Origin of the sequence: Streptomyces sp. AV19 (assembly GCF_015999245.1) — a bacterium.
Lineage (GTDB): Bacteria > Actinomycetota > Actinomycetes > Streptomycetales > Streptomycetaceae > Streptomyces.
The window spans coordinates 337703-351230 of record NZ_JAEAMR010000022.1 but is presented as its reverse complement, the minus strand read 5'-3'; the positions used below and the strand labels follow the sequence as shown (position 1 = coordinate 351230).

The following is a 13528-nucleotide window of genomic DNA, read 5'->3' as shown; positions in this document are numbered from 1 at the left end:
CACGAAGGGGCTGGAGCGGTGCCAGTGCGGGATAGTGGTCAACTGGACGTGGTGGCAAGGCACTTCACGGCTTGCGCACCAGTATTCTGTGGTAGGTCATCCTCCGCCGGGCGTAGAGCCGGATGGTGGTGTTCACGGCCTCGACGAACTGCTCGATCATCAGCCGTCCGTAGGCGGGCCTGCCCGGCGACTCCACCGGGTCGCCCGGCCAGTCCGAGATCACCTGGGGCGCGAAGTACTCCCACATCTGGCGCTCGAAGTGGTCCGCCATGGGCCCGCGCCCCACGTGGCCGAGGTCCAGTGAGACCTCGGCGGGCGGGAAGCCCGCCGCCATCAGGTCGTCCTCGACGGTGTGGGTCCGGGCGAAGTGCGGGAACCGGAAGTGGGCCACCAGGCCGGCCACGTCCTCCTCGGTGGCGTGCGAGGTCAGCATCCAGTCGTCGACGACGAACCGTCCCCCCGGCGCGAGGCCGCGGAAGACCCGCTCGTACAGGGCGCGGTGGTCCCGCACCTGGTACAGCATGTTGACGCTGAGCGCGGCGGCGAAGGGGCCGCGCGGCAGGGCCTGCTGGCCGTCGCCGAGGACGACGGTGACGCTTCCCGGACCGAGGGGCAGGGCCGCGTTGAGCCGGCGGCTCGTGCGGGCGTGGGCGGCCGAGTTGGTCACCGAGGTGACGTGCACGCCGTAGTCGTGCGCCAGCAGGCGGGCGGGGCCGCCGAGCCCGCCGCCGACGTCCAGGACGCGTTCCCCGGCGGTGAGTTCGGCGAGTTCGGCTATCCGGCGGGTGTGGAGCGCGGCGCCCTGCTTCCACCGTCTCCCGTCCGACCAGATCGTGCTGTCGGGCACCATCGGGGGATGCAGCAGGTCGCCGGTGAGGTAGATGTGGAGGCCGCCCCCGGGCAGTCCGCGCCGGCCGCCGACGACGTCCAGGGAGTAATGACCGGTGTCGGCGGGGGAGTTGCCGGGGAGCTCGTCGACGGCGGTGTCCGATGCCTGTTCGCCACAGAGTTCGCCACCATGCATGAACGTTACTTCTCCTTGGGCGCTTGGACGCTTGGGCGCTTGGACGCGAAGCCGTGGACCGCGTATCAGGGAGTGGCCGGCCGTCGGCGGGGCCGTCGGCGGTAGGGGACGGGCGGGTGGTCGGGGCCCTCGTACGTCGGGAGCACGCGGCCGACCGGGGCGCCGCGCAGGGGGTGGCCCGGCTCGCGCCACCAGCCGGCCTCCGGGAGGCAGAACTGCCGTACGTAGTGCGCCCGGAACTCCTCCGGAAGGTCCCGGAAGTGCGGGGCGAAGAGCAGGTCCACGGCCGTGCGCGGGCGGTCGGTGCGGTTGGGGTGCGTCGCGTGCAGCACCCGGACGTCACCGATGACCAGGTCGCCCGCGTGCGCCTCGATGGTCAGCTCGCCGGGGGCGGGGAGGTGGGAGAGCGAGTCCTGCGGCTGGTTCTCGATGTCGGGGGTGTGCGGCTCCGGCAGGGTGTCGTGCAGCTCGTGGTGGTGGCGGTGGCTGCCGGGGATGACGCGCAGGGCGCCGTTCCCCTCGTGGGTGTGCTGGAGGTAGAGCATGCAGAAGACCTGGGCGGGCCGGGCCGCGAAGCTGAGGTCGTGGTCCCAGGCCCACCAGTCCTGGTGCCACCAGAGCCCCGGCGAGCGGGGCGGTTTGGTGATGACGTAGCCGCTGATCCAGCGGGGATCGGTGAAGCCGAGGTCGCGGAAGGCGGTGTGCAGGGCGGGCGAGGTGAGGAGGTCGGCGTGCGGGTCGTCCTCGACGTGGACCGGGATCAGGCTGCCGTGGTGGGCGTACCGCCGGAAGTGGCCCTGCTCCTCGGAGCGGAGCTTGCGCTCGGACAGGCCGCGCAGCCGCTCGATCATGTCGGGTTCCAGGGCGCCGGGGATCAGACAGAAGCCGTCGGTCGCCATGCGTTCGGTGGCATCGGATGCGGTGACATGGGATGCGGTGGCATCGGAACTGTGCGTGTGCGCCATGGAGTTCGTCCTCCGGACACCTGAATATGCCGTAGGCGGGACGGTACCAGCGTGCGGAGAGGGGCAGGAAGGCATGATGGACATCGAGTTGTGCGGGCCGCCGGGCGCCCGGGTGCTGGTGTGGCGGGCCGGTCCGGGGTGGCGCATGCTCTCCTCCGGCGTGGCGGGCGGCGGGCTGGGGCCGCGCGAGTGGGTGATCAACGCCCAGGTGCCGGTGTCGTACGCCCGCACCGACCCCGAGGTCCACGTGGAGGAGCTCGCGGTGGCGCACCGGCTGCGCGGGCCCGGGGTCGGCATGCTCACCGCCGCCGCGGTACGCCACCGCGCGCGGGCCGGGGAGCGGGGCGTACGGGCCGTCGCCACCGTCGGGTTGAGCGTGCCGATCTGGGCCGCCGCCCCCGACGGCCCGGCTCCCGGCGATCAGGCTCCCGTGTCCCGGCCCGGCACGGTGAACCTTGTCGCCGTGGTGCCGGTGCCGCTGGAGGACGGCGCGCTGGTCAACGCGGTGATGACGGCGACCGAGGCGAAGACGCAGGCGTTGCTGGAGGCGGGTTTCGCCTGCACCGGCACGGCCTCGGACGCGGTGTGCCTGGCCGTGCCGTACGCCCCGGGCGCCGCGCGCGAGCGCTTCTGCGGGCCGCGCTCGCCCTGGGGCGCCCGGCTCGCCCGCACCGTGCACTCCGCGGTGCTGCGCGGGGCCCTGTCCTGGCTGGAGCGCCACCCGGACCGGACGACCGCCGCGTCAGCGCAGGCCCCGTCCCGACCGCGCGGGGGACAGCCGGCCCAGCGCGAGCAGGCAGCCGGCGGTGAACAGCACCAGCACGGACAGGGGAACGGCCAGGCCGGCCCGCCACCCGTCGAGGACCAGGCCGCGGATCACCTCGATCGCGTACGTCAGCGGGTTGAACCGGGCGATGGCCGCCAGCCACCCCGGCATGGCGTCCAGCGCGACGAACGCGTTGCTCGCGAACAGCAGCGGAAATGAGGCGAATCCGCTGATCGCGAAGAAGGTCGTGTTGCTCGACGAACCGTAGGCCAGGGCGATGAAGCCGGTGGTGAGCGTGCCGGTGAGCAGCATGACGGCGACGAGCACGAGCACGGCGTCGACCGCGTGTGCCGCCGGCCGGGCGCCCAGCGCCAGGGCCACGAGCATGATGAGGGCCGCCTGCACCGCGCCCAGCGCCATCTGGAAGAGGAGCCGGCTGACGACGATGGAGCTGCGCGCCAGCGGCATGCTCATCAGCCGGCCCAGATAGCCGGTCTCCTTGTCCCACAGCAGCGGAACGGCCCCGCTCACCCCGGCCCCGACCGCGTTGAACGCGATCACGCCCGGCAGCATGAAGGAGATGTAGTCGGCGTCGGCGACCGCGCCGGGGTCCACCGCCCGCCGCAGGGAACTGCCGAAGAACACCAGCCAGATCGCTGGCTGGAGCAGGGTGAAGACGAGGTTGAGGCGCTCACGGCGCAGCTGGAGGAACCAGCGGCGCAGCAGCGCGGCCGTCTCCTGCGGACGGCCGCGCAGGGCACCTCGTCGCGCGGGCCGCGCGGGTGCCGGCCCGGGTGCCGGGGTGGCTTTCACGGGCAGCCGTTCGCCGTCCGTGCCGCGCGGGCCCCGGCCGGTGTGCAGCAGGAACACGTCGTCGAGCGTGGGCCGTTGGAGGCCGATGTGCTCCAGGACGATGCCGCGCTCGCGGGCGGCGCCCGCCACTTCCGCCAACGCGGCCAGGGCGTCGCCGACATGGAGGTTGACGGTGCGCGGCCCCGCCTCCAGGACGCGGTGGAACCGTTCCCGGCCGTGGACGATCCCGCGCAGGCCCGCCACGTCGTCCGTCACCACGTGCAGGACGTCCGCGCCGACGGCCCGCTTGAGGGTGTCGGGGGCGCCGCCGACGACCTCCTTGCCGGCGTCGATGATGGAGACGCGGTCGCACAGGCGGTCCGCCTCGTCGAGGTAGTTGGTCGTCAGCAGCACGGAGACGCCCTGGCGGCGCAGGTGGGCGACGTGCTCCCAGACGCGGTGCCGCGACTGCACGTCGAGGCCGAGCGTCGGCTCGTCGAGGATCAGCACCTCGGGCCGCTGCAGCAGCCCGCAGGCCAGGTCGAGGCGCTTGAGCATGCCGCCGGAGAACTCCGCCACCTGCCGGTCCGCGTCCGGCAGCAGCCCCACGACGTCCAGGACCTCCGTCACCCGCAGGGCCCGTTCGCGGCGGGGGACATGGTGGAGGTCCGCCTCGATCTCCACGCTCTCCCGGGCGGTGAGGAGGTGGCGCACGCCCTTCTCCTGGGACACGTAGCCGATCCGCCGGCGCACCTGGGCGGCCTCCCGCCGCACGTCGTACCCGCACACCAGGGCCCGGCCGCGGCTCGGGGCCAGCAGCGTGGTCAGCATCCGTATCGTGGTGGTTTTTCCGGCGCCGTTCGGCCCGAGGAGACCGAAGACCTCACCCGCCTCGACCTGGATGTCGAGCCCGTCCACCGCTCTTCGTTCGCCGAACTCGCGGGTCAGGCCCTGTGTTTCGATGACATAGCTCATGCGGACGAGGATCCCCTTCCGGTCGGGGAGGCGTCCAAGCGCGGTGGATCACCGTGCGCACCGGGCGACTTCGCCCCGTCGCCCCGCTCGCCCCGGCCGCCGCCGTGGCGTCGGCGGACGACGTGCCGGCGGCGCCGCAGCCGCCCCCCGCGACGGCCATCCGGAGGGGCGGGTGCGGGACCGGGCCGGATCGGCCTGCCGGCGCGCATGGCCGAGGCTCGCGCCGCGGAGCCGGCGAAGGGCGGCCGCGAGCCGGAGAAGGGTCCCGTGCACTGGCAAACCGTCAACTCGCCTTGAAGGAAGGGGCGCTGGGCCCTTCCTGTGCAGGGGTGCGAGCCCGGCCCGGACCCGGGGTGAAGAGCATTGGTTCGCTATGCAAATATTTGGGCGAACACTTGTCCCCTATCTCGGTGAGTCGCCTTGACCTCCACGTCCACGTGGTCCCGGACCCTCTCCATAGCCCTGAGCCTCGCGGCCTGCGGCACGGCCGCCGTCGCCGTGCCGGCTGCCGCCGCTCCGGCCGCGACGCCCGACGCGCGCGGCGCCGAGCAGTACTGGACGGCCGAGCGGCTGGCCGGCGCGCAGCCCGTCGACGCCGGGCGCGGCACGGCCCCGCCCGCCGCCGCCCTGCGGTCGCCGGGCGTGGCCGCCGCCGCGCCGCGCAACGTCAAGCAGGGCACGCTCGGGGGCGGCATCCCCTCGGTCGGCACGTTCTTCGCCGCCGGGCCCTCCGGGGCCACCTACTGCAGCGCGAGCGTCGTGCGCAGCGCGGGCAAGAACCTGGTGCTGACCGCGGGCCACTGCGCCAAGTCCCTGAAGGCGGACGGGCGGACGATCTTCGTCCCGCAGTTCCGCAAGGGCAAGGACGCGGCGCACCAGCCGTTCGGGGTCTTCCCCGTGCAGCGGGTCTTCATGGACCCCCGCTACCGCAGCAACTCCAAGCAGGCGGACTCCGACCTGGACTTCGCGTTCGTCCGCGTGGGCCCCAACGCGCAGCGCGCGAAGGTGGAGAGCCGCACGGGCGGGCTGCGGCTGACGAACACCCCGCGCTGGACCAGCACGGTCACCGTGTACGGCTACCCCAAGTCGAAGAACCCCGGCCAGCAGGCCGTCAGCTGCACCGTGGACACGAGCCGCGCACCGAAGTTCCGGCAGCTGAAGATGGAGTGCGGCGGCTTCTACGGCGGAGTCTCCGGCGGTCCGTGGATCGCCAACTACGACGCGAAGCGGAAGACCGGCGACGTCATCGGCAACGTCGGCGGCTACAACGGCGGCGGCGACGACCAGAACCACGACTGGGTGAGCTACTCCCCGGTCTACGACCGCGAGATCCAGGCCCTCTACGCGGACGCGGTCGCCGGCCGGGCGCCCTCGCGCGGCCCGCTGCGCTCGCTGTCCGGGCCCCGGCTGCCCGAGAGCGCCCGCACGATGTCGTTCGCCCGGCACCTGGCCGCCGGCGAGTTCACCGGCGACGGCCGCGAGGACCTCGTGGTGGTCTGGCGCGACGGCGAGGCCACCCTCTACCCGGGCGACGGGAAGGGCGGCTTCGGCGCGGGGCGGCAGCTGATGCGCAAGCACAGCGCCTGGGAGCGGATCCAGACCATCACCGCCGGCGACTTCACGGGCAACGGCCGCTCCGACCTCATGGTCGTCTGGACCGACACGAAGGGGAAGCCCACCGGCAAGGTGAGCGTCTTCGCCGACGGGAGCGCGTCCGGCCCCGGCAAGGAGCACGTGGTCGCCAAGAGCGGCTCGATGTGGAAGGACGCGTCCCGGATCACCGCCGGGAAGTACACCTCCGGCCGGGCCAACGACGTGGCCGTCGTCTGGCGCGACGGCGAGGTGACCCTGCACACCGGGGCGAGCGGCTCGGGCACGGGCAAGGAGCGCCGGCTGGCGGCGAGCGGCCCGACCTGGAAGGGGGCCGCGGCCCTCACGACCGGGCAGTTCTCCGGGGGCGCGGCGCGGCTGGTGGTCCGCTGGGGGGACGGGCAGCTGCAGACCGTCGCCGCCACGAAGGACCTGAAGTCCCGGGCCACGTTGATGTCCGCGAACCGCGCGTACCGGGGGGACTCCCCGATGGTCGCGGGCGCCTTCACCGCCCCGGCCGGGCGGGCGGACGACCTGCTGGTCCGCTGGGCGGGCAAGGGCGAGACCGCGCTCTACGCGGGGAGCGGGGAGGGGCGCCTGGGGGCGTGGAGCCCGCTGGTTTCCCCCTGAGACAGGTGTCCGTGCGCGGGGCCGTGGCCTTACGGGCCGCGGCCCCGCGTCGTGGCGGCGACCCGGGGGTGGGGGCGCGAACACGCTGTGTGAACATGTGTGCGACCTCATCCCCTAGCTCAGTGAGTCGCTTTGACCTCATCCAGACACTCCAGGACCCTCTCCATAGCCCTGGCCATGGCCGCCTGCGGCACGACGGCCACCGCGACGACGGCGGTCGCCGCCCCCGGGCCCACGCCGTCCGCCCCCGTGCCCACTTCGTCCGCCTCCGCGTCCCCGGACCTCTCCTACTGGACGGCCGAGCGCATGGCCGGGGCCCGGCCCGTCGACGCCGGGTCCGCCGCGAAGCAGCGCTCCGGCGTGGCGCGTTCGCCGCGCGCGGCCGCCGCGGCGCCGAAGAACGTCAAGAAGGGCAGCCTCGGGGACGGCATCCCCGTGGTGGGAACGTTCTTCCTCAAGGGCCCCTCCGGAGCCACCTATTGCAGCGGCGGCGTCGTACAGAGCGCCGGGCGCAACCTGGTGCTGACCGCCGCGCACTGCGCGAGGCCCATGAAGACGGACGGTTCGGCGATCTTCGTGCCGCAGTTCCGCAAGGGCAAGGACGCCGCGCACCAGCCGTTCGGCGCGTTCCAGGTGAGGAAGACCTTCGTCGACGAGCGCTACCGGAGCAACTCCAAGGCGGCGGACTCCGACCTGGACTTCGCGTTCGTCCGCGTGGACCCCGCCGACAAGGGCAAGAAGCTCCAGGACCGCGTCGGCGGCGGCCTGCGCCTGACCGGCACGCCCCGCTGGGCCAACACCGTCACGGTGTACGGGTATCCGAAGTCCGCCAACCCGGATCAGAAGGCCGTGAGTTGTACGGTCCCGACCGTCCGGGGCCCGTACTTCCGTCAGTTGAAGATGGAATGCGCCGGCTACTACCCGGGCGTCTCCGGCGGCCCGTGGATCACCAACTACGACGCCAAGAAGAAGACCGGCGACGTCATCGGCAACGTCGGCGGCTACAACGGCGGCGGTGACGACGGCAACAGCGACTGGGTGAGCTACTCCCCGGTGTACGGCCCCGAGATCCAGCGCCTCTACGCCGACGCCGTCGCCGACCGCAAGCCCGTACCCGGCGACCTCCAGGGCCCGGTCAAGGCCGGACTGCCCTACCGCGTCGCCAACTGGAAGGACGCCCGGCACCTCGTCACGGGCGACTTCACCGGCGACGGCCGCGACGACCTGCTCGTCGTGTGGCGGGACGGCGAGATCTCCTCCTACGCGGGCGACGGCAAGGGCCACTTCGGCCGGGAGGTCACGGTCCGCGGGCAGAACCCCTATTGGGCGAAGGTCGGGGCCGTCGCCGCCGGCGAGTTCAACGGCGGCGGCACCGCTGACCTCGTCGTCCGCTGGGACAACGGCAAGGTCAGCGTGTTCAGCGACGTCCGCGCCGGCTCCACCGGCAAGGAGACCACGCTCGTCAAGGCCAACAACACCTGGAAGCACGCCACGCATTTCACGGCCGGCGCGTACAACTCCCCCGGCAAGGCGAACGACTTGGTCGTCCGCTTCGACGACGGCGAGGTGGACCTGTACTCCGGCACCACCGCCTCCCGCCTGGGCGGCGAGAAGAAGCTCGTGCCGGGCGGCAAGGGCTCGAAGTGGGCGGGCGGCTCCGTCCTCGCCCTCGCCACCGCCCAGGTGTCCGGCAAGGGCAACGCCGACCTGCTGGTCCGCCGGGACAACGGCCGCCTGGAGACCTACGCGGGCGTGACCAAGGCCGGACTGCCGGCCGCCGCGTACACGCTCCAGGGCGCCAACGCCTCGTACCGGGGCGCCGCCCTGATGGCCGCCGGTGACTTCGGCGGGCCCGCGGGCCGGCGCGACGACCTCGTCGTCCGCTGGAGCGACGGCGAGACCGCGTACTACGACCGGACGGCCGCGAACCGTCTCGGTGCGTGGACGCCGCTGGTCTCCCCCTGATCCTCCCGGATCCCGGTGGGCGCGGGGCGGGACCGGCTTCGGCCAGGTCCCGCCCCGCGTCTGTTTACCTCTATTTACCTCCGATTTACCCGCTTCTCCAGCGTGTGTGGCAAGCTGGGGCGCGAAAGGTGCCGTGCGGCACCCACGCTGTTCGTTCGAGCGAGGAGGTGATCGGGATGACCAGTCGGAGTCCCGAGGGAAGTCCTCGCCACAGTGTGCTCGTCCCGGTCACGATCGGCTGACGTCTTCGTCGTCGCCCCTGCCGAACCGACTCGGTATTCCGGGCCGTTGACGTCCTTGTGACGCGTCCGGCCCTCCGCGCTGTCGCGTGATTTCCCCTTCTTCAGTCGGCCCCGCCCCGGGCCGTCGTCCCCATTTTTTTCGCGATCCGGTCCAACTCCTCCCGTAATGCCGGGACTTGACCGTCCGCATCGCGCGATTCCGCTCACCGTTCCGAGCCACGATGCCGCCTCGGCCTGCCCGCGTGCCGTAACAGCCGTGACGCCATGCCGTCGCACCGTCGTGCCCGGAGAAGGGTTCCGCCATGACCAACACCACCCTCACCCCCCAGAAGCTCGCCCCGCCGGGCGGCCGCACCCCCGGCACCCGCCGCGAGCGCAGGGCCGCCGAACTGGAGGCCCGTACCCGCACCGTCGCCGAGCGCCTGGCCGCCGTCAGCTCCCAGCCGGCCGCCCAGGCGCTGCAGCACCACCGGTCCACCGCCCAGGGGCTGCGGCAGGACGAGGCCGCCGAGCGCCTGGAGCGCCACGGCTCCAACGCCGTCGAGCAGGAGCGCGCCCCGCGCTGGTTCGTCCAGTTCGCCAGGGCGTTCTGGAACCCGTTCATCCTGGTCCTGCTCGTCCTGGACGCCGTCATGCTCTGGCAGTGGCTCCAGGTCGCCGACGAAGAGCCCTTCGACCCCGGAATCGCCATTCTCGCCACGATGGTGCTGGTCAGCGCGGTGCTGCGGTTCTGGCAGGAGTACCGCTCGGGCCGCTCGGCCGCCGCGCTGCGGGCCCTGGTCACCACCACGACGGCGGTCACGCGCCGCGCCGGCCGCGGCGCCGACCCCGCCACCGTGGAGATCCCGATGGAGCAGGTGGTCCCGGGCGACATCGTGCGCCTGGCCGCCGGCGACCTCGTCCCCGCCGACCTGCGGCTGCTCACGGCCAAGGACCTCATGGTCGGCCAGGCCGCGCTGTCCGGCGAGTCCCTCCCGGTGGCCAAGGCGGACACCCGTGCCCACGACTACGGACAGCGCACCACCAGCGACCCCGTCGAGGCCGACAACCTCTGCCTGATGGGCACCTCCGTCACCTCCGGCACCGCCACCGGCGTGGTCGTCGCCACCGGCGCGGACACCTACTTCGGCTCCATGGCCGGCTCCCTCGTCGGCGAGCGCCCGCGGACCAGCTTCGACACCGGCGTCCGCAAGGTCAGCTTCCTGCTGATCCGCTTCATGCTGGTGATGGTCCCCGTCGTCCTCGCGATCAACGGATTCACCAAGGGCGACTGGGCCGAGGCGTTCACCTTCGCGGTCGCCGTCGCCGTCGGGCTCACGCCCGAGATGCTGCCCATGGTCGTCACCACCAACCTGGCGCGCGGCGCCGTCGCGATGGCGAAGCGCAAGGTCGTCGTCAAGCGGCTCAACGCCATCCAGAACCTGGGCGCCATGGACGTCCTCTGCACGGACAAGACCGGCACGCTCACCGAGGACCGCATCGTCCTCGACCGCTACCTCGACGCGCACGGCCGCGAGGACGGCGAGGTGCTGGAGTACGCCTACCTCAACAGCCACTTCCAGACCGGGCTGCGCAACCTGATGGACCAGGCCGTCATCGACCGCGTGCTCGAGGCCGAGGAGGTTGTCGTCGACGCGCGCTTCACGATGATCGACGAGATCCCCTTCGACTTCGCGCGCCGCCGGATGTCCGTCGTCCTGGGCCGCAACGACGTCACCGGACCGCCCACCGAGCATGCGGTTGATCAACACTGTCTGATCACCAAGGGCGCGGTCGAGGAGGTCCTCGCCCTGTGCACCCACATGACCGAGGCCGGCGAGCGGATCGCGCTCACCGACGAGCTGCGCCGCCGCGTCACCCGCACCGCCGAGGACAACAACCGGCAGGGCCTGCGCGTCCTGGCCGTGGCGACCCGCACGTTCACCGCCGAGCGGGATGCGTATGGCGTCGCGGACGAGGACGGCCTGACCCTCATCGGCTTCCTCGCCTTCCTCGACCCGCCGAAGCAGGACGCGGCCGAGGCGCTGCGCGCCCTCGCGGACAACGGGATCTCCGTCAAGGTCGTCACCGGCGACAACGAGCTGGTCGCCGCCCGGGTCTGCGCGGACGTGGGCATCGACGTGGGCGAGGTCGTCACCGGCGCGGTGATCGACACCCTGGACGACGCCGCCCTGCGCGAGCTCGCCCGCACGACCACGGTCTTCGCCAAGGCGAACCCCGTGCAGAAGGCCCGCATCGTGCGCGCCCTCCAGGCCGAGGGCCACACGGTCGGCTTCCTCGGCGACGGCATCAACGACGCCGCCGCGCTGCGCGACGCGGACGTCGGCATCTCCGTGGACACCGCGGTCGACATCGCCAAGGAGTCGGCCGACATCATCCTGCTGGAGAAGGACCTGACGGTCCTGGAGCGCGGGGTGCTCCAGGGGCGGCAGACCTTCGGCAACACCATCAAGTACATCAAGATGACGGCCTCCTCGAACTTCGGGAACGTCTTCTCGGTGCTGGTGGCCTCCGCCTTCATCCCCTTCCAGCCGATGCTCGCCATGCAGTTGCTGGTGCAGAACCTCGCCTACGACATCTCGCAGCTCGCCACGCCGTGGGACCGGATGGACAAGGAGTACCTGCGCAGGCCGCGGACCTGGGACGCGCGCGGGATCGGCCGGTTCATGCTCGTGATGGGCCCGACCAGCTCGGTCTTCGACATCACCACCTTCCTGCTGATGTGGCACGTCTTCGGGGCGAACGGCGAGGGGCATCAGGCGCTGTTCCAGTCGGGCTGGTTCGTGGAGGGACTGCTGACGCAGACGCTGGTCGTGCACATGCTGCGCACCCGGAAGATCCCGTTCCTGCAGTCGCGGGCCACCGCGCCGGTGCTGCTGATGACCGCGCTGGTGATGGCCGTCGGCATCGCCCTGCCGTTCTCGCCGCTGGCGACGGCGCTGGGCATGCAGGCCCTGCCGCTCGGCTACTTCCCGTGGCTGGCCGGCACGCTGCTCGCCTACTGCCTGCTGACCCAGGTGGTCAAGACCTGGTACATCCGCCGGTTCAACAGCTGGCTGTGAGCGGCCGATAGAGATCACGACACCGGAGGAGGACCAAGAGGCATGATCAACGAGTGGCACATGGCGGCCAACATCGCGGCCGGCCTGGGGCTGGGCGCGATCATCGGACTGGAGCGGCAGTGGCGGGCCCGGGAGGCGGGACTGCGCACCAACGCGCTCGTAGCGGCGGGCTCCTCGCTCTTCGTCCTCCTCTCCACCTTCGGCTTCGCGGACGCGACCAGTACGACGGGCTACGACGGCTCGCGGGTCGCCGCGCAGATCGTCTCCGGCATCGGCTTCCTCGGCGCCGGTGTGATCATGCGGGACGGGTTGCGGGTGCGGGGGCTGAACACCGCGGCGACGCTGTGGTGTTCGGCCGCGGTCGGTGCCCTGGCGGGCACCGGGCTGTACGTCATCGCCGTGCTCGGCACGGTCGGGGTGGTCGCGGCCAACGTCCTGCTCCGGCCGCTGGCCCGGCAGTTGGACCGTGATCTGCGGGGCGGCGCGGAGGTCGCCACCGACTACTTCTTCGAGGTCGTGTGCACCGAGCCGGAGGAGGCGCACGTCCGCACCCTCGTCGTCCAGTCCGTCACCCGGCCCGGCTTCCGGCTGCGCTCGGTCACCAGCCGGGACGTCGAGACGGCCGGCAAGGTCGCCGTCACGGCCGAACTGACCACCGAGCGGCGGGACGACAGCCTCCTGGAGGAGGCGGTCAGCCGCCTCTCCCTGGAGCCCGCGGTCTCGGCGGTCAGCTGGACGGTGCTCCACGCGCCGGACGAGGAGGCGGAGGACCGGGAGGAGGACCGCGGCCGCCGGCGGTGGCCGCGGAATCCCTTCACGGGCCGCCCGTAGCATGAGGCAATGCGAATACGCGTGCGTACGGCCCTGGCGGACGAACTCCCCCTGCTCCAGGACATCGAGAGGGCGGCGGGCCGCGGCTTCCACGACGTCGGCATGCCGGAGATCGCGGACGACGAGCCGCCGTCGCTGGAGACGCTGGCCTCCTTCCAGGAGGCCGGGCTGGCGTGGGTGGTGGCCGAGGACGGCACCGACCGGCCCGTCGCCTATCTCCTCGCCGAGCGCGTGGACGACGCGCTGCACGTCGAGCAGGTGTCGGTCCACCCGGACGCGGCGGGGCGCGGCGTGGGCCGCGGGCTGCTGGATCACGCGGCGGGCGTGGCGCGTGCGATGGGTGCTGCTGCGCTGACGCTGACGACGTTCGTGGATGTGCCGTGGAACGCGCCGTACTACGAGGGGCGGTGCGGGTTCCGGAGGCTGGGGTAGGGCGAGTTGGGGCCTGGCTTGCGGGCAGTGCGGGAGAGGGAGGCAGGGCTGGAGGGGTGGGGGAGGGTGTGCATGCGGCGGGAGGTGTGAGGGGTTTTGGCCCCGCCCCGCCCTTTCACCGTTTCCGCAGGGGCTGCGCCCCTGCGCCACCCCGCGGGCGCTCCGCCCCCCGCACCCCCGAAACCGCGCTCCGCGCGTTCGGCGCAGCCGCGTTGCGGGGCCGAGGGGCGCAGCCCCGGAAGAAACGGTGAAAG

General features: G+C 72.5%; 7 protein-coding genes and 2 pseudogenes. 6 read left to right on the top strand and 3 right to left on the bottom strand.

Features of this window, described 5'->3' with window-relative positions; all coding sequences use genetic code 11:
- Positions 1–64 precede the first annotated feature (64 nt).
- Both I5Q34_RS29745 and I5Q34_RS29740 read right to left on the bottom strand, forming a co-directional pair.
- Complete coding sequence (locus I5Q34_RS29745) at positions 65–1024, bottom strand: cyclopropane-fatty-acyl-phospholipid synthase family protein (protein WP_199895544.1); 960 nt, start codon at positions 1022–1024, stop codon at positions 65–67.
- 65 nt (positions 1025–1089) lie between these two features.
- Positions 1090–1989, bottom strand: coding sequence for a phytanoyl-CoA dioxygenase family protein (locus I5Q34_RS29740; protein WP_199895543.1), 900 nt, complete (start codon positions 1987–1989; stop codon positions 1090–1092).
- On the opposite strand from I5Q34_RS29740, the pseudogene I5Q34_RS29735 reads away from it, so the two are divergent.
- Positions 1874–2665 (top strand): annotated as a pseudogene (locus I5Q34_RS29735) (adenosylcobinamide amidohydrolase); the annotation flags it as partial. The gene I5Q34_RS29740 and the pseudogene I5Q34_RS29735 sit on opposite strands and share 116 nt — an antisense overlap.
- A gap of 66 nt (positions 2666–2731) precedes the next feature.
- Here the strand turns inward: I5Q34_RS29735 and I5Q34_RS29730 are convergent.
- Positions 2732–4522: an ABC transporter ATP-binding protein/permease gene (locus tag I5Q34_RS29730; protein WP_199895542.1), complete on the bottom strand. Its 1791-nt coding sequence runs from the start codon at positions 4520–4522 to the stop codon at positions 2732–2734.
- Between the two features lie 420 nt (positions 4523–4942).
- On the opposite strand from I5Q34_RS29730, the gene I5Q34_RS29725 reads away from it, so the two are divergent.
- From I5Q34_RS29725 to I5Q34_RS29705, 5 genes and pseudogenes are all read left to right on the top strand, one after another.
- Entirely contained in the window at positions 4943–6742 is a 1800-nt protein-coding gene (locus I5Q34_RS29725; protein WP_199895541.1) for a serine protease, read from the top strand.
- 132 nt (positions 6743–6874) lie between these two features.
- Positions 6875–8707, top strand: coding sequence for a trypsin-like peptidase domain-containing protein (locus I5Q34_RS29720; RefSeq protein ID WP_199895540.1), 1833 nt, complete (start codon positions 6875–6877; stop codon positions 8705–8707).
- 544 nt (positions 8708–9251) lie between these two features.
- Positions 9252–12011, top strand: coding sequence for a magnesium-translocating P-type ATPase (gene mgtA, locus I5Q34_RS29715; protein ID WP_199895539.1), 2760 nt, complete (start codon positions 9252–9254; stop codon positions 12009–12011).
- Positions 12012–12053: 42 nt separating this feature from the next.
- Positions 12054–12842: an MgtC/SapB family protein gene (locus I5Q34_RS29710; RefSeq protein WP_199895538.1), complete on the top strand. Its 789-nt coding sequence runs from the start codon at positions 12054–12056 to the stop codon at positions 12840–12842.
- Between the two features lie 9 nt (positions 12843–12851).
- Positions 12852–13364 (top strand): annotated as a pseudogene (locus tag I5Q34_RS29705) (GNAT family N-acetyltransferase).
- Positions 13365–13528 lie beyond the last annotated feature (164 nt).